The organism is Arthrobacter sp. 05L428 (assembly GCF_056397665.1).
The window spans coordinates 1-16,369 of the sequence record NZ_JBFTNW010000009.1 but is presented as its reverse complement, the minus strand read 5'-3'; the positions used below and the strand labels follow the sequence as shown (position 1 = coordinate 16,369).

Below are 16,369 nucleotides of genomic sequence, written 5' to 3'. Positions count from 1 at the left end.
CGGCGCTACGTTCCCCGGACGCGGTCCAGGAACTGCGCGGTCCGTCCCGCCAGGCCGTCGATCTGTCGGCGGACGACGGCGGCCGGATCCGGGTTGATCTCGTTCACCGGAGGTTCTACCCGCACATTGCGGCAGCAGCCGAATTCGGCGCAGATCAGGGTGCCCACCGTGTTGCCGTTGCGGCCGGACTGCCCGGCACGCTTGGCCACCCAGAGCAGGACGTCGTCCTTGGAGAAGATGTCGCGGCACAGCTCGCACAGGACCGAGCGGTTTTTCTTGGCGCCGCCTTCAGGGGCCCGGAGCATGATTCCGGTGGGACCGTTCGCGCCGGGCAGCACCAGGTAGCCGCGCAGCGGCATCTTCCCGTCTCGCCAGCCGAGGAAGTCCAGGCTTTCCCAGTCCAGGATGTCGAAGTTCTTGGGCAGGTTGAGTTTGGCGGCTTCTGACCGGCTCGCATTGATGAATGACGTGCGGATCTGCTGGGCAGTGAGTTTTTGCATGACGAAATCTTTCGGAATCGGATGGTTCCAGCCAGGCGGGGAAGAAGTGCGCCAGGGCCGGTAAGTGGGCAGGGGACTGCCAGCCTTCGACTCCGGTTGGGACCGGGCGTTACCGCGGAATCAGTCCGCGCCGGGACCGGATTGCCGGGGAAGGGCTGGCAACTGTGCGGCCGCGTAGCAGGCCAAAGAGGCCACCCCGCTGACCGTGGCAGCAGTCATCATTGCGATGCGCATGCTCACTTCCCCTATCCATCAAAGTTCACAATTCCACGGCCGGTTCGGATTCACCGGTCGGCCCAATCCTTGCAAACCTCCCTGACGCCTGTCCAGTTTCAAGCCACACCCACGCAGCGAGCCCTCAGGGTGATTACGTTACTGAAGTCTTGCGTAATTATGCAAAGGATAGGCTAGCCTTACTTAGGTTCGCGTCACTTACCTAAGGAGTTCCGTGGCTTCCGCCGACTTCCCCCGCCCCTCGGGCCGCCCCACCCTCCGTCGCCTAAGCCGCCAAGCACTCAGGGCCGTGGCGCTCCTGGCCGCCGTGGGGCTGGGCCTGGCGGCCTGTTCCACCGGACCGGCGTCGACGACGGCGACCGCCCCCGTTCCGGCCGCCGGCTCGGGGTTCCCGGTGACCATCAAGCACGTCTTCGGCGAGACAACCATCAAGGACCAGCCCCAGCGCGTCGTCACGGTTTCCTGGGTCAATGACGACGTCGCCCTGGCCCTTGGCGTGGTCCCGGCAGGGGTGCCCAAGAACGAATGGGGCGGCAACGCCCAGGGGTCCACGCCGTGGAAGGACGCGGCGCTGGAAAGGCTGGGCGCCGGGTTCGGCTCGGCGAAAGCCCCGGCCCAGTACTCCGAGGCGGACGGCATCAACTTCACCGAGATCGCCAAGCTCAACCCGGACGTCATCCTTGGCGCCTATTCGGGCCTGACGGAGGAGGACTACAAGAAGCTCAGCGAGATCGCGCCCGTCGTGGCCCAGCCCGAGGTCGCCTACGGCACGTCGTGGCAGGATTCCACGGCCATCATCGGCAAGGCGCTCGGCAAGGAGACGGAGGCCTCCAAGCTCATTGCCGACACCGAAGGAACCATCAAGGACAAGGTCTCGCAGTACCCCCAGCTCGCCGGCAAGACCTTTATCTACGGCAACCTCGAGCCGGCCAAGAGCGACGGGATCAATGTCTACACCGCCAATGACAACCGCCCGCGCTTCCTCAGTGAGATCGGCATGAAGCTGGCGCCCATCGTGGCGGACAAGTCCAGGAACTCCAAGGAATTCTTCATCCCGTGGTCGGCCGAGAAGGCCAACGAGCTCAGCTCGGACGTCTTCGTGAGCTGGGTCCCGGATGCGAAGACCGCAGATTCCATCAAGAACGACGCCCTGCTGGGCCAGATCCCGGCCATCAAGAACGGCGCGCTCGTCGCCGACTCGGACAACACGCTCACACTGTCCATCTCGGCGTCCTCTCCACTGAGCCTGCCCTGGGCGCTGGACACCTTCCTGCCGCAGCTGGCCGGCGCAGCGGACAAAGCCGCCGGCGCGGGGAAATAGGTCCCTTCGATGACCATGCCCACGACGACGGCGCGTCCCGACGCGCCTGCCGCGACGGCCGGGGCGGAAACACCGGCATCGTCCGGTGGCTCCGGTGCCCGCCGGGGCGCGGGGCTGCTGGCCGCCGTCGTCGTGCTGGCGCTGGTGGCCGCCGCATCGCTTGCCATTGGCGCCCGGGGCCTCAGCCTGGGGACCGTGTGGGAGGCGCTGACGGCGTTTGATCCAGCGGACGGCGACCACGCGGTCGTTCATGCCCGCATCCCGCGCACCGTCCTTGGCCTCCTCGCGGGCGGGGCTCTGGGGCTTTCCGGGGCGGCGATGCAGGGGGTGGCCCGCAACCCGCTCGCGGACCCGGGGATCATCGGCGTCAATGCCGGCGCGGCCCTGGCGGTCGTCACCGGGATTTACGTCTTTGGGATTTCGGCGCTGTCCGGATACATCTGGTTCGCGTTTCTTGGCACCGCCGCGGCCGCCGCCCTCGTGTACGCGATCGCCTCGCTGGGCAGGGACGGTGCGACGCCGGTCAAGCTTGCCCTGGCGGGCGCCGCCCTGAGCGCGGGGCTGTATTCGCTCATGAACGTCATCCTGGTCTCCAGCCAGGACACGCTGGACCGTTTCCGGTTCTGGCAGGTGGGCAGCATCGCCGGGCGTGACTGGTCCGCGATCCACGCCGGATTGCCCTTCCTGCTGCTCGGTACGGCCATTGTGCTGGGGACTGGCCGGCACCTCAACGGGCTGGCCCTGGGCGAGGACCTCGCGAGCGGCCTCGGCCAGCGGGTGGGCCTGACCCGGGGCATCACGGCCCTGGGTGTTGTGCTGCTCTGCGGTTCGGCAACGGCCCTGGCGGGGCCCATCGGCTTCGTGGGGCTCGTGGTTCCGCATGCCGTCCGCTTCCTGACCGGACCCGACTACCGCTGGATCCTGCCATTCTCCCTGGTTGTGGCCCCGGTGCTGCTGCTCGCCGCCGACATCGCCGGCCGGGTGGTCCTGCTACCCGGCGAGGTTCCAGCCGGGATCATGACAGCCCTGGTTGGTGCGCCTGTTTTCATCTGGCTGGTCCGCCGAAGCAAGGGGGCCGGGCTGTGAAGACCGCACCACGCACGGCCCTCCTGGCCCTCGCCGTGGCAGGAATTTTCGCCGCAGCCGTCCTGCTGGGCAGCTACACCGTCACCGTCCCGGACTTCTTCCGGATTCTGGCCGCCCACCTCACCGGCGGAGCCAAGATCCCGGGCGCGAGCTTCATCGTGATGGAGCACAAGCTGCCGCGCGCCGTCGTGGGCGGCCTGGTCGGTGCGGCGTTTGGCCTATCCGGCGCACTCTTCCAGACGATGCTGCGCAACCCCTTGGCCAGTCCGGACGTGATCGGAATCAGTTACGGCGCCAGCGCCGCGGCGGTTACCGCGATCGTTCTCTTCAGTGCGTCCGGGGCCATGGTTTCGGGAGCGGCACTCGCCGGGGCGCTCGCCGTTGCCGGCATCATTTACGCAATCGCCCGGCGCGGGGCACTCGGCGCCGCGGCAGACCGCGGGGACGCGGCAGGCAACCGGCTGATCCTGGCCGGAGTGGGCATTGCCGCCGCACTGCAGGCCGTGGTCAGTTTCCTCATGACCCGGGCGGACATCCGGACGGCGGCCGACGCGCTCGTCTGGCTCAACGGATCGCTCAACTCCGCCAGCTGGGGGCGGGCCGGGGTCCTCGGCCTTGCCCTGCTCGTGCTGGTCCCCGCAGCTGCGGTCCTCGCGCGGCCGCTGCGCATCCTGGAACTCGGCGAGGACACCGCTGCGGGCCTGGGCGTCCGCGTCGGCCGCACCCGGCTCGCCGTCGTCGTCGCCGCCGTTGGCCTGTCCGCCGTGGCGACCGCAGCAGCCGGACCCGTCGCCTTCGTGGCGTTCCTCGCCGGTCCCATTTCCCGCCGCTTTGTGCGCAAGGCGAGCCTGCCGGCCTCGGCCCTGGCCGGGGCGCTGATCGTCCTGGCCGCAGACTTCCTTGCGGCGAACCTCGCACCGCTCGTGCTCGGCGGGACCGTTCTGCCCGTCGGCGTCGTTACCGGCGCCCTGGGTGCACCGTTCCTGCTGTGGCTCCTGGTCACCGCCAACCGAAAGGACGCCTGAGATGGCAACCCTGAACGCCTCCGGCCTGACGCTGAAATACGATCAGCGGACCGTCATCGAGGACCTGAGCACCGAGATTCCCGAGGGCAAAGTCACCATGATCGTCGGAGCCAACGCCTGCGGAAAATCGACGCTGCTCCGGGCACTGTCCCGGCTGCTCAAACCCGCGTCCGGCACAGTGACTCTTGGCGGCAAGGACATCCACACGAGGCCGGCCCGCGAGGTTGCCCTCGTACTCGGCCTGCTCCCGCAGCACCCGACTGCGCCCGACGGCATCACGGTCCGGGACCTGGTGGGCCGCGGCCGCTTCCCGCATCAGGGCTTCTTCCGCGGCTGGTCCGGCGGGGCATCCCCGGACGATCAGCGCGCGGTGCTCAACGCCATGTCCGCCACTGACACCCTGGACCTGGCGGACCGCTCCGTGGACCAGCTCTCCGGCGGCCAGCGTCAGCGTGCTTGGATCGCGATGGCGCTGGCCCAGGAGACCGAGGTTCTGTTGCTCGATGAACCCACCACCTACCTTGACCTCGCGCACCAGGTGGAAGTCCTGGATCTGCTGACGGACCTGAACCGCCGGCGCGGCACCACCGTGGCGATCGTGCTGCATGACCTCAACCTCGCAGCCCGCTACGCGGACCACGTCATCGCCATGAAGGGCGGCCGGATCGCGGCCGAAGGGGACTCCGGGGCGGTTATCACGGAGGCCTTGGTCCGCGACGTCTTTGGACTGGAGTCCCGGGTGGTGCCCGACCCCGCCTCCGGCACACCGCTGGTCGTCCCCCTCGGCCGCCACCACACCGCACCCGCCACGTCCGCCCATGCCCCCTCCGCCGCAGCACCGAACCCGCAACTGGAGCTGATCCCATGACTGAAACGCCTTCCCCGTCCCCTGCCTCCGCGACGGTGACAGTTCTGCCCGCCGCCGAGCCCATGACCAGGGCGTTCGACGTCCGCGTCACCGCCGTGGAACAGCTCAGCCCGAACTTCCGCCGGATCACCTTCGGCGGCTACTCGCTGCGGCACTTCGGCGTGCACGGAAACACCCTGGACCTGCGGATCAAGCTCATGATTCCCTCCCGGGCCGCCGATGGCCGCGACATCCCGCTGCCCGAATTCCGGACCGAGAAGCCCGCCTGGTACAGCGAATGGCTGGCCCTCGACCCGGCTGTCCGCGGCGCCATGCGCACCTACACCGTGCGGCAGGCACGCCTGGATGCCGTCTTCCCCGAGATCGACGTCGACTTCGTGCTGCACCTCGACGCGGCCGGCCACGGCGGCCCCGCCGCCGAGTGGGCAGCCCGGGCAAGGCCGGGTGACGGCTTGGTCCTGATCGGACCCAACAACCGGGCTGCGCACTGTGTCACGGCGGAAAGTTACGCCGGCATTGAATGGCGTCCGGGACTGGCCCAGCGGGTGCTGTTGGCGGGGGATGAAACCGCGGTTCCGGCGATCGGGGCCATCCTGGAAAGCCTCCCGCCGTACCTAAGCGGCCAGGCCCTGCTGGAGGTGCCCTCCGCCGCCGACTTCCAGGACCTCGTCTCGCCCGCCGACGTCGCCATCACCTGGCTGGCCCGCGGGAGTGCGCACGGGCGCATGCCGCACGGGGCGCGCCTCCAGGCGGCTGTTCGTGCGGCCGTGCCGCCGCCGGGCTGGGTGGCTGCCACCGCGCAGCCCCGCTCTGTCGGACCGGACCCCGAGGACGTCAACGTGGACCGGGACATCCTCTGGGAAACCCCGGCACGGCTGGACGCGACGGCCATCAGGACCGGCCGGAACCCGGACAAGCCGGCCGGTGCCCTGCCGTTCTACGCGTGGATCGCCGGTGAGGCGGGCACCGTCAGGGAGTTGCGGCGCTACCTGGTGCGGGACGTGGGGATCGACCGGAAGCAGGTCGCGTTTATGGGGTACTGGCGGCTGGGGAAAGCGGAACTCTAGGCCGATTCCCCGGACCGCCGCACCCGTTGTGCCCCCCACGTTAACCCCGACGTCGTCCGGCGGGACTACCGTGGCGCCATGGCCGAGAACCTTCCAGCCCCGGGCACTCATGGACGGCGGCTCTTCGTCGCCCTGGGGGACTCGTTCACCGAGGGCGTGGGGGACCACAGCAAGCGCCTGCCCAACGGGGTCCGCGGCTGGGCGGACCGGGTTGCGGAGAAGCTGGCGAAGGCGGAGCCGGGCTGGGAGTACGCCAATCTCGCCATCCGGAGCAAACGGCTTCGCCACATCATCGGCGAGCAGCTGGAACCGGCGCTTGCCATGGAACCGACCCTGGTGACCCTGTACGCCGGCGGCAACGACATCCTGGACTTCGGAACGGACATCGAAGACCTGATGGATGATTACGAATTCCTGGTGGCGAAGCTGGCCGCCAGCGGAGCCACGGTGGTGCTGTTCACGGGCTTTGACGTGAAGGTCTCGGTGCTGCTGGAGCCGCTGAAGCGGCGCAACGCCCTATACAACCGGCGCGTCCGGGAGCTGGCTGCCTGGTACGGTGCGGTGTTGGTGGACTACTGGTGCTTTGATGCCTTCCACGACCCGCGGATGTGGGATGCGGACCGGCTCCACATGTCCAAGGCCGGCCACAAATACCTTGCCGCGCAGGTCCTGGACCAGCTCGGCGTGCCGCACAACATCAGCCCCAAGGAATGGGGGCCGCCGGACCGGCTCGGGCTCCGGGACTGGGAACGCCGGCAGCGCCGCTGGGTGCACGACTGGGTGCTTCCCCTCTTTGGCCGCAAGCTGCGCGGCGTCACGCTGGGGGATGAGCTCAAGCCGCGCTGGCCGGACCCGGTGAGAGTCCCGCGCAAAGGCGGGCTGAAAAAGCTGCTGGCCGGCTGAGCTAGCTGTCCAGCAGGTTTTCGTACCCGGGGGCGACACGGCTGGCGTGGAACTCTTCGACGTCGAAGTCGGCCACGCCGTTGACGTAGAAGGGGTCCTTGGACAGTGCCGCGTCCAAGTCGGCGCGGTCCGCGTTGGACAGCAGGAGGCCGCCGGTGCGGGGGATCTTGCGGCCTGCCACCATAAAGACACCGCGGTCGAACGCATCCTGCAGCCAGGCGACGTGCGCCGGCAGGTGGAAGTCGACGATCTCTTCGGGCACCTTGTAGGTCAGGGAGACTACGTACATAGCGCCAGCCTACCGCCGGGCGGCAAGAAGGCAGGAACCAAAACCGGCCCGATGTTGAACCGTCAAGCATCGAGGCTCCTAGAATGGAGCCATGACCGAACCGCGCTGGCTCAATGCCGACGAACGCCGCGCCTGGCTGGCCCAGCTGAGCATCAACACGCTGTTGCCCGCCGCGCTGGACACGCAGCTGCATGCGGCCGGGAAACTCTCCCTGTTCGACTACAACGTCCTGGCCATGCTCTCCGAAGCCGAGGGCCGGTACCTGCCGATGAGCGAACTCGCGGCGCGCACCAGCGCCTCGCTGTCCCGGCTCTCGCACGTGGTCACCAAACTCCAGAACCGCGGATGGCTGGAACGGCGGCCGCACCCCGGCGACGCCCGCGTGACCACGGCACACCTCACCGAGGCCGGCATGGCCACCATCGAGGGGCTCGCCCCGGGTCATGTCGAAGCGGTCCGCGCGCTGTTCCTGGACGCACTCGATCCGGACGACATCGCGGCCTTGGCCCGTATCGGCGAAAAGATCGTGTCCCGGCTCGACGCGGGCCACTGGATCCTGCGGGAGAACAAACGGGCCTGAGACCCCGGCGCGGCCAGCGGCCCGATGTCCCCTAGTCTTGGCATTATGGAATCGCCGATCGACAGCTATCTCCGCCAGATCCACGCCGAGATCTCGCTGCTCAAGGACGGCAAGCCTTACAGCAGCATTCCGGCCATGGCCAACGTGGATCCGGACAACTTCGGCATCGCCCTCGCTACCGTTGACGGCAAGGTGTACGAAATCGGTGACACCCGCGAGGAATTCACTATCCAGTCCATCTCCAAGCCCTTCACCTACGGACTGGCACTCGAGGACCTTGGCGCCGAGGCCGTGGATGCCAAGGTCGACGTGGAACCGTCAGGTGATTCCTTCAACGAGATCTCCCTCGCCGAAGGGACGGGGCGGCCTGCCAACGCGATGATCAACGCCGGGGCCCTCACTGCCACCTCCCTGATTAGGGGATCAGGCGGGCAGTCCGGGTTCAAACGGATACTCAGCACGTACTCCGGGTTCGCAGGCCGTCAGCTCTCGGTCAACGAGCAGGTCTACGAATCCGAGCTCAAACACGGCCACCGCAATACAGCCCTCGCCTACCTGCTTCGCTCCTTCAACATCATCGAAGACGACCCGACACCGGTTCTGCAGGATTACTTCCGGCAGTGCTCGGTCCTGGTCAACTGCTTCGACCTCTCGATCATGGCGGCCACGCTGGCCAACGGCGGCCGGAACCCGCTCAGCGGCAAACAGGTGCTTGAGATCGGGCCGGTGGAGCGAGTGCTGTCCGTCATGATGACCTCTGGCATGTACGACGACGCCGGCGCCTGGATCAGCAGCGTGGGGATGCCGGGCAAGAGCGGGGTAGCGGGCGGCATCATCGCCGTGCTGCCCGGCCAGGTGGGCCTGGCGGTCTACTCACCGCCGCTGGATGAGCACGGCAGCAGCGTCCGCGGGCTGGCCACCGCGCAGCGACTCTCCCGCGACATGGAACTCCACTTCGTCCGGGCGGCCCGGGCGGGCCGGTCCGCCATCCTCGCCGCCTACGACGTTACCGAAACACCCTCGGGCATCCGCCGCAACGACGAGGCCGCCGATGTCCTGCGTGCCCACGGCCACCGGGCCCGGGTGATCGAACTCAACGGCGACCTTCTCTTCGCCGGGACTGAATCCATGGTGCGTGAGGTCAGCGGCCTGGCCGACGACGTCGAGCTGGTGATCCTGGACATGCGGCGCACGGACCAAGTCAGCGAGGTTGCAGTGCGTACGCTGGCCAGAATGAGGCAGGGGATGGCCGACGCCGGGCGCGACCTGGTGCTGGTTGAGGCGGACGGGTCGGTCACCGAAGCCCTGGCAACGTCAAGCGAGCGCCCGGTTCCGTCCTTCACAACACGGAGCGCCGCCGTCGAATACTGCGAAAACCGCCTGCTGGAGCGCCACGGGGACCATCTGCTGATCCCGGACCACGTTCCCGTCACCGCCTCGCCCGCGCTGGCGCCCCTGGAGGAAGCGGAGGCGGCGGCGCTGGAAGCGCTGATGACGCCGAAATCCTATGGCGACGGCGACGTAATCCGGCGTGTAGGTTTGCGGTTCGGCGGGGTCTACTTCATCACCTCCGGAAAAGTCAGCAGCACGTCGCCCGGGCCCACCGCGGACCGGGTCAAGCTGAACACCCTCAGCGCCGGGATGACCTTTGGCGAACTGGCGCTGGGCAGCGGCAACCGGCAGGAAACCACCGTCCGGGCAGTGGGGCCGGTAGAGGTCATGGTGCTCAGTGTGGAGGCGATCGCCGAGCTGGAAGCCGCCGACCCTCACCTGGCCATTGCCTTGTGGAAAGCCCTGACCCGGGATGCTTACACCCGGGTGGAGCAGTACCTGCGAGAAACGGCGGTCCGGATCCGCGAGTAGCAGCTGCGGCGATTCCCCGGTGTGACCCACCCAGGGGGCTCTGGCAGACTGAATCCATGGATTTCACAGCCCGCTACGTTGCACTCGGAGACTCCTTTACCGAAGGCGTCGGCGACGACCACCCGGCCCGCCCCAACGGCGTGCGGGGCTGGGCCGACAGGGTGGCAGAGCAGCTGGGCGCGGCCGACCCGGGCTTCGGCTACGCCAACCTCGCCATCCGCGGGAGGAAGCTCCGCCAGATCATGGCCGAACAGGTGGACGCCGCAGTCGCACTCAAACCCACCTTGGTGAGCATCTACGCCGGCGCGAATGACATCCTCCGTCCCAAGATCGACATCGATGACCTGCTGGTGGAATACGACGCCGGCATCCGGAAACTGAAGGCCACCGGTGCCACCGTGGTGATGTTTACCGGTTTCGACGCGCGCGGCTCCAAAGTCTTCGGGACCATGCGGGGGCGGACCGCCATCTACAACGAACTTGTCCGCGGCATCGCCGGAGACCACGATGCCCTGCTGGTGGACTACTGGCGCTTCAACGAGTACTACGACTGGGGCATGTGGGCGACCGACCGGATGCACATGTCCGCTGCCGGCCATGCCAACATGGCCAGGCGCGTCCTCACCGTGCTGGAGCACGACCACTCGATCGATGTGCCGCCGATGACGCCGGTCCCGGAGCTCAGCCGCTCCGAGGCGCTCCGTGCGAATGCCCGCTGGGTGCGCGAGTTCGCCGGGCCCTGGGTGGTGCGCCGGGTCACCGGCAAGTCCTCCGGCGACGGCCTCTCGCCGCGGTATCCTCAGCTCACCCGTCTCTAGTACGACGCCCTCTGGCCCGACGCACTCCCGCCCCAAGGAGCAGTAACAGGATGAACAGCAGCCCCCTCACCTTTCCTGCCGGCTTCCTGTGGGGTGCTGCCACCGCGGCCTACCAAATCGAAGGAGCCGCCCACGAGGGAGGCCGCGGGGAATCCATCTGGGACGTCTTCTGCCGCGTGCCCGGGGCGGTCGCGGATGCGCACAACGGCGATGTCGCCTGCGACCACTACCACCGTTCGGCCCAGGACGTCGGGCTCATGCGGGACCTGAACCTGGCCGCCTACCGCTTCTCCATCTCCTGGGCCCGCTGCATGCCCGACGGTGTGACGCCGAACCCCGAGGGCATCGCGTTTTACTCGCGGCTGGTCGATCAACTGCTCGCTGCGGGCATCACACCCTGGATCACGCTGTATCACTGGGACCTGCCGCAGGCGCTGGAGGACAAGGGCGGCTGGGCCGCGCGGGAAACGGCTGAGCGCTTTGCCGACTATGCCGCGGTGATGCACGAGGCCCTCGGTGACCGGGTCCGGATCTGGACCACGCTCAACGAGCCCTGGGTCTCGGCCTTCCTCGGCTATGCTGCGGGCATCCACGCCCCCGGACGGCAGGACCCCGCCGCGGCGCTCGCGGCGGTCCACCACCTGCTGCTGGGCCATGGCTTGGCCGTCCGCGCGCTCCGCCGGCAGGATCCTGAGGCGACCCTGGGAATCACGTTGAACCTGACGGTGGCCGATCCGGCCGACCCGGGCCGGGATGGGGACCTCGACGCCGCCCGGAGAGTTGACGGACAGTCGAACCGGATGTTCCTGGACCCGCTGTTCCGGGGTGAATACCCGGCCGATGTGCTTGCCGACGTGGCCCACCTCGGCATGGCCGAGGTCGTCCGGCCCGGGGATCTCGACATCATTTCGCAGCCCCTCGATCTGCTGGGCGTCAACTACTACCACGGGGACGCATTCACCAAGGATCCGGCGCCGCACCCCGGACCGGCCGGAGGAGCTCCCGCGTCGCCCTTGGTCGCGGCCGACGGCGTCCGGCAGGTGCCCCGCGGACTGCCCGTCACCGGAATGGGCTGGGAAATACAGCCCGAGGGCCTCCGCCGGCTGCTGAACCGGCTGCAGCGTGAATACACCGGGCCGGCCGGGGTCCCGATCTACATCACGGAAAACGGCGCCGCCTTCGAAGACGTTCCGGACGCAGATGGCTTCGTGGATGACCAGGCACGGCTGGCGTTCTTCGATCAACATCTGCGGGCAGTCCACGAGTCACTGGCGGACGGCGTGGACGTCCGCGGATATTTCGCATGGTCCCTGCTGGACAACTTCGAATGGGCCTTCGGCTATCACCAGCGCTTCGGGTTGGTCCGGGTGGACTACGAGACGCAGCGCCGCATCCCCAAGGCGAGCGGTCTTTGGTACTCGCGTGTTGCGGCGTCGAACGCGCTGCCAGCCGCGGGCGGGTAGCCGGCCCGGTCAACAGCGACGGGTGGGGGGAGCGCCCGCGCCGAACCCAAGTCAGGCGCGGAACCCCGGCGTCGCGAGGATGCCCCCGTCGGTCCGAATGGCGAGCACCTCAACGTCCCAGCCGCTCGTCGCCCGGTTGAGCATGCGGACCCCGCCCGCCACGATGGCGGTCGCGAGCACATCGGCGGTGAGAATGTCCGCCGCGGCGACCGAGACTTGGCTGAACTCGCTGACGCCGGAGCCGCGGGTCCAGATGTGGTCACCTCGTTCGGCGGAGCCGGAGGTGGCCAGGGCCCCGATGCCGGTGCTGCCGCCCAACGGGTAAGCGGCGATCAGGGTCGTGCGGTCCTGCGGATCCACGACGCCGGCCTGCCACGCCGCCCGGCTGCCCACGATGGGTGAACCGGCCACCAACACGTCACCGCCGGCGTTCAGGCACCAGTCGGCCAGCCCCCGTGACTGCAAGAGGGCCCCCGCTTCCTTGATCGCGAGCCCTTTCACCAGCCCGGAAAGGTCCGGCACTCCGTCCGGACGTTCCGGCGTGAACGCGCCCTCCGTCTGGAGGCGCCATTCGGCCGCGTCGGCGTAGCAGTCCCGGAGTTCTTGCGAGGCCTCCCGCAGCGAGAGCTCCCCGGCCGCCAGCCTGCTGGCCTCGGAACCGGGCCGGTAAAGGCTGAAGCGGGCGTCGAGTTCCCCGAAACGCCGTTCGACGACGCCGGCGGCCTCCGCCAGCGCCGCTTCGGCGTCCGCCGTCCAGTCCTCTGGTCCGAGGGGAACGGTAAGGCTGACGACCGTCCCCATGCACCGGAAGGTCTTGGCCTTCAGCTCCGGCCGGCCCAGCTCAGACGTGGGCTGCATCGAGGGCCGCTTGGAGCGAGGTCAGGTAAGCATCACTGGTGACGGTGGCTCCGCTGATGGTCTGCACGTTGGCCGACTGGGCCTGGAGCACCTCAGCGCGCAGCAGGGGTGCGGCGTAGTTGCTGATCTGTACCGACCGGCCGCCGTCGTCGGTGAGTTGGAGTGCGGTGACATCCGAGATGGTGCCGCCGCTGACGGTGATTTGCACCTGGACCGGACCGAAGCGGGTCTGCACGACGTCGCCGGTAAAGGTTCCTCCGGCCTTCGCTGCCGCGCCGGTCGAGCTGGAGGAACCCGTGGTTCCCGTGGCTCCGGAGGACGGCGCGGAACTCCCGGTCGAACCGCTCGAGCCCGACCCGGTGGTGCCCGCCGTGGTGCCGACGGCGCTGGCCGTGTTCGCTACATGCGCTCCCGACTGCCAGCCGGCCACAAGGATCCCGACCGAGGCCAGGGTCGCTGAAACTACTGCGCGAATTCTCACCAGTCGAACCTTTCGTAGTGGAGTTGCTCTTCCCGCACGCCCGCCCGGCGCGCGTCATCCAGGACGTTTCTTGCCCAGTCCGCGGGGCCGCAGACGTAGACGTCTGCGTCGGCGAGGTTTGGTGCGTAGCTCGCCAGCCGGTAACCGGAGCGAGCTTCGGTTTCCGGTTGCCAGGTTTGGACGCCCCGCGGCCGGCGCCCGGTCAGATGGAATAAGGTCGCGCCACGGCGTTGGCAGAGCTCGAGGATTTCATCGCCGAGGTACAGACCGGACCGGCTGTGGCCGCGGAGGATCACGGTCGCATCGCCCGGCGCGAACGGAGTGCTCTCCAGCAGGGCGCGGATGGGGGTGATGCCGATGCCGGCACCAATCATCACAACGTGCTGCCGGCTGCGGGCGGCGGTGCTGAAGAGCCCGTACGGGCCTTCGATCGCCACCCGGGTACCGGGCTTCAGCCGGGCCAGGCTCGCGGAGCCCCTGCCAAGGTTCCGGACCGTAATCCGCAGCCGGCCACCGCCGTCGGCGTCGAACTGCAAGGGCTCAGCGGAAAGGCTGAACGGGTGCGGGTGCCACCACTGCCCCGGGGCGAGAAAGCGCCAGATGAAGAACCGTCCACCGCTGCCGGCCAGCTCGTCGAGATGCCGGCCCGTCATTTCGATGCTGACCACGCCGTGACCGGCGGCCACCACCCGGCTTACCCGCAGCTGATGCCGGACCGTGGCGACAATGGGCTCGAGAACCCGGTAATGCAGCAGCGCGGCGCCCGTCGCGATGCAGATCGCAAGCCAATACCAGCGCTGCCAGGTGCCTTCGGCGAAGAGTCCACCGACGCTGAACTGGTGCGGCAGTGAGGTCAGCACGGCGGCGTAGGTCAGCAGATGGACGACATACCAGAACTCATAGGGAAACCGACGGCGGACGGCGACCAGGGAGGTGACGACGACGGCGATAAAAAGTGCCATGGACACGAACGCCAGCCACATGTCGGGGACCTTGACCCACAGGGCCACTGACTCGCTGATCGGGTCAAGCCCCTCTGCCAGCCCGTAGCCGAGCGCGATCAGAACGCCGTGCGCCAGCAGTAGGTACAGGGACGGCTTGCCGAGTTTTCGGTGGAATTCAAGGGCGCGGTCATGGCCAACAGCCCCGTCGATGACGGGGAGGCGTGCGGCGAGGAGCAGCATGAGCAGCACCAGGTCCATCCCGGCGAGCCCCGCGACGATCCCCATCGCCGTGAACGCTCCGGCGACGCTTGAGAATCCGGCGACGCCGCCGTCGGCCAGCCACAACGCCACGGCACCGGCCACCGACGCCCATGCGATCACGGTGAGCAGGTCTGCCTTGAACAGCCGTTTGCGGTACTGCCCCTTGAAGGGGTTGCCGGCGGCAGGCGCCCGTCGGGCCGCGGGCTGCAAGGCAGTCTGGGTTGGTGTGTTCATGAATCCAGAATCTGCCCGTTGCCTTTCATTTTGCTGTGAAAGGACTGCGCCGCTGATGTGACTTGCCTGCGCGGGGACGGCCGCCGCTTATACACCCTGCGGGCCCGGATTGGTCTTTAATTCGCCAAGCTCGTAGACTTGGTAGGCGCTAGGTGGCGCGGAGCGTGTGCAATTGCTCCGGTTGGCGGAAATGGCTGAGGAATCAGGCACTCCCGGTGGCCGGTAGTTAGGGGCTCAAGTTGCGTGCACTCCTGTATTCGCCCAGTATCCCGGCACTTCGCAGTGATTCCTTTTGGTTATCGCCGCCCGGTGCCTGTGACCCACAATCTTCGCCTCAGTGAGGACTGCAGCCGGTTCAGCCGGCTGTCGGACTGCTGCGGAACGCGGGTGGGGCTGGCTGCGGACGCCGCCGATCGCACGGCTATGCGGAACTCCGCCAGCCGTTTCATATTATTTTCATTAGGAGAGTCGTCATGGCAGCACACTGCCAGGTGACCGGAGCCGAGCCGGGCTTTGGACACAGCATTTCGCACTCGCACCGCCGCAACAAGCGCCGGTTCGACCCGAACATCCAGAAGAAGCGCTACTGGGTTCCGTCCCTGCGCCGTAATGTCACCCTGCAGGTCTCTGCACGTGGCATCAAGACCATCGACGTACGCGGCATTGACGTAGTCGTCGCCGCCATCCTGGCACGAGGAGTGAAGCTCTAGTGGCAAAGGACAAGGACGTACGTCCGATCATCAAGCTCAAGTCGACCGCGGGCACGGGTTACACCTACGTGACGCGCAAGAACCGTCGTAACGACCCGGACCGCATGGTCCTGCGGAAGTACGATCCCAAAATCCGCCAGCACGTCGAATTCCGAGAGGAGCGCTAAACACATGGCTAAGAAGTCAATGATCGCTAAGAACGAACAGCGTAAAGTCATCGTCGAGCGTTACGCTGCAAAGCGCCTCGAACTGAAGAAGGCTCTGGTTGACCCCAACTCAACCGACGAAGCACGCGAAGCTGCACGCCTCGGCCTGCAGAAGCTGCCCCGCAACGCCTCGCCGGTCCGCCTGCGTAACCGCGACATCATCGACGGCCGCCCCCGCGGCACGTTCCAGAAGTTCGGTATCTCCCGTGTTCGCTTCCGCGACATGGCTCACCGCGGTGAGCTCCCGGGCATCACGAAGTCTTCCTGGTAATTCAGCACTCCTGAAGCCAGTGGCTTGAAGAAGGGCCGGCAACCAAATGGTTGCCGGCCCTTCTTGCGTTTAAGCCGGTGTTGCGCACGCCGGCTCCTCGTCCCTCGGCCTCCGCCCACCGCCGCCCACGGTGTCGGCACCACGCGTGGCCCGGTGACGGAGCCCACACCGACGACTTTGGATGCCGGACCTCGACTTCCCGCGCCCCGCGGGCCGTTTTGGCGCGGATTTCCGGGGTTTGTGGCGCGGGGAGGTGCTTGCGGGGGCCGATTTGTATGGGGTCGGGTTGGTGTGTAAAGTAGTTCGAGTCGCCGCCGCTGAAGCGGAAAGATAGCGACCGACCCCCTGATAAACGGCCTGGAAAACGGCGCGGAATGTTGCGCGCTG

The 16,369-nt window shown here is 67.7% G+C and carries 18 protein-coding genes; 13 read left to right on the top strand and 5 right to left on the bottom strand.

Going from position 1 to position 16,369, the window contains the following annotated elements; genetic code table 11:
* Positions 1-5 precede the first annotated feature (5 nt).
* On the bottom strand, positions 6-500 hold the full coding sequence (locus AC1DH3_RS14710; protein ID WP_441419290.1) for an FBP domain-containing protein: 495 nt from the start codon (positions 498-500) through the stop codon (positions 6-8).
* 523 nt (positions 501-1,023) lie between these two features.
* Between AC1DH3_RS14710 and AC1DH3_RS14705 the strand changes: the two genes are divergently transcribed.
* The 6 genes from AC1DH3_RS14705 (at position 1,024) to AC1DH3_RS14680 (ending at position 7,004) form a co-directional block, all read left to right on the top strand.
* Positions 1,024-2,055, top strand: coding sequence for an iron-siderophore ABC transporter substrate-binding protein (locus tag AC1DH3_RS14705; RefSeq protein ID WP_476909683.1), 1,032 nt, complete (start codon positions 1,024-1,026; stop codon positions 2,053-2,055).
* A 9-nt stretch (positions 2,056-2,064) separates the two neighbouring features.
* Positions 2,065-3,141: a FecCD family ABC transporter permease gene (locus AC1DH3_RS14700; RefSeq protein ID WP_476909634.1), complete on the top strand. Its 1,077-nt coding sequence runs from the start codon at positions 2,065-2,067 to the stop codon at positions 3,139-3,141.
* Entirely contained in the window at positions 3,138-4,166 is a 1,029-nt protein-coding gene (locus AC1DH3_RS14695; RefSeq protein ID WP_476893426.1) for a FecCD family ABC transporter permease, read from the top strand. The genes AC1DH3_RS14700 and AC1DH3_RS14695 overlap by 4 nt, the downstream gene beginning before the upstream one ends.
* A 1-nt stretch (position 4,167) precedes the next feature.
* Positions 4,168-5,034 carry an ABC transporter ATP-binding protein gene (locus tag AC1DH3_RS14690; RefSeq protein ID WP_476909633.1) on the top strand — a complete coding sequence of 289 codons (867 nt, stop codon included), beginning with the start codon at positions 4,168-4,170 and terminating at the stop codon, positions 5,032-5,034.
* Entirely contained in the window at positions 5,031-6,101 is a 1,071-nt protein-coding gene (locus tag AC1DH3_RS14685; RefSeq protein ID WP_476909632.1) for a siderophore-interacting protein, read from the top strand. The genes AC1DH3_RS14690 and AC1DH3_RS14685 overlap by 4 nt, the downstream gene beginning before the upstream one ends.
* Before the next feature lie 78 nt (positions 6,102-6,179).
* Complete coding sequence (locus AC1DH3_RS14680) at positions 6,180-7,004, top strand: SGNH/GDSL hydrolase family protein (protein WP_441419295.1); 825 nt, start codon at positions 6,180-6,182, stop codon at positions 7,002-7,004.
* 1 nt (position 7,005) lies between these two features.
* Here AC1DH3_RS14680 and AC1DH3_RS14675 read toward each other — a convergent pair whose 3' ends face one another.
* Entirely contained in the window at positions 7,006-7,293 is a 288-nt protein-coding gene (locus AC1DH3_RS14675; RefSeq protein WP_441419296.1) for a YciI family protein, read from the bottom strand.
* A 91-nt stretch (positions 7,294-7,384) separates the two neighbouring features.
* Between AC1DH3_RS14675 and AC1DH3_RS14670 the strand changes: the two genes are divergently transcribed.
* From AC1DH3_RS14670 to AC1DH3_RS14655, 4 genes are read left to right on the top strand one after another with little or no spacing between them, the layout of a single operon-like run.
* The gene (locus tag AC1DH3_RS14670; RefSeq protein WP_441419297.1) at positions 7,385-7,873 is read left to right on the top strand and encodes a MarR family winged helix-turn-helix transcriptional regulator; all 489 of its coding nucleotides are present in this window, start codon (positions 7,385-7,387) and stop codon (positions 7,871-7,873) included.
* 45 nt (positions 7,874-7,918) lie between these two features.
* Positions 7,919-9,736, top strand: a complete 1,818-nt coding sequence (gene glsA, locus AC1DH3_RS14665; RefSeq protein ID WP_476909631.1) for a glutaminase A — start codon at positions 7,919-7,921, stop codon at positions 9,734-9,736.
* Positions 9,737-9,792: 56 nt separating this feature from the next.
* Positions 9,793-10,554 carry an SGNH/GDSL hydrolase family protein gene (locus AC1DH3_RS14660; RefSeq protein WP_441419299.1) on the top strand — a complete coding sequence of 254 codons (762 nt, stop codon included), beginning with the start codon at positions 9,793-9,795 and terminating at the stop codon, positions 10,552-10,554.
* Positions 10,555-10,604: 50 nt separating this feature from the next.
* A complete protein-coding gene (locus AC1DH3_RS14655; protein ID WP_441419300.1) occupies positions 10,605-12,017 on the top strand; it encodes a GH1 family beta-glucosidase in 1,413 nt (470 codons plus the stop codon).
* A 51-nt stretch (positions 12,018-12,068) separates the two neighbouring features.
* Here the strand turns inward: AC1DH3_RS14655 and AC1DH3_RS14650 are convergent, their stop codons facing one another.
* From AC1DH3_RS14650 to AC1DH3_RS14640, 3 genes are read right to left on the bottom strand one after another with little or no spacing between them, the layout of a single operon-like run.
* The gene (locus AC1DH3_RS14650; protein WP_476909630.1) at positions 12,069-12,875 is read right to left on the bottom strand and encodes an FAD:protein FMN transferase; all 807 of its coding nucleotides are present in this window, start codon (positions 12,873-12,875) and stop codon (positions 12,069-12,071) included.
* Positions 12,859-13,356, bottom strand: a complete 498-nt coding sequence (locus AC1DH3_RS14645; RefSeq protein ID WP_441419302.1) for an FMN-binding protein — start codon at positions 13,354-13,356, stop codon at positions 12,859-12,861. Before AC1DH3_RS14645 ends, AC1DH3_RS14650 begins: the two co-directional genes overlap by 17 nt.
* Complete coding sequence (locus AC1DH3_RS14640; RefSeq protein WP_441419303.1) at positions 13,353-14,795, bottom strand: ferredoxin reductase family protein; 1,443 nt, start codon at positions 14,793-14,795, stop codon at positions 13,353-13,355. The genes AC1DH3_RS14645 and AC1DH3_RS14640 overlap by 4 nt, the downstream gene beginning before the upstream one ends.
* 473 nt (positions 14,796-15,268) lie before the next feature.
* On the opposite strand from AC1DH3_RS14640, the gene rpmB reads away from it, so the two are divergent.
* The 3 genes from rpmB to rpsN are packed head-to-tail and all read left to right on the top strand — an operon-like array spanning position 15,269 to position 15,982.
* On the top strand, positions 15,269-15,505 hold the full coding sequence (gene rpmB, locus AC1DH3_RS14635; protein WP_011693744.1) for a 50S ribosomal protein L28: 237 nt from the start codon (positions 15,269-15,271) through the stop codon (positions 15,503-15,505).
* On the top strand, positions 15,505-15,672 hold the full coding sequence (gene rpmG, locus AC1DH3_RS14630) for a 50S ribosomal protein L33 (RefSeq protein ID WP_056737121.1): 168 nt from the start codon (positions 15,505-15,507) through the stop codon (positions 15,670-15,672). Before rpmB ends, rpmG begins: the two co-directional genes overlap by 1 nt.
* 4 nt (positions 15,673-15,676) lie before the next feature.
* A complete protein-coding gene (rpsN, locus tag AC1DH3_RS14625; RefSeq protein ID WP_043485315.1) occupies positions 15,677-15,982 on the top strand; it encodes a 30S ribosomal protein S14 in 306 nt (101 codons plus the stop codon).
* Positions 15,983-16,369: the final 387 nt, after the last annotated feature.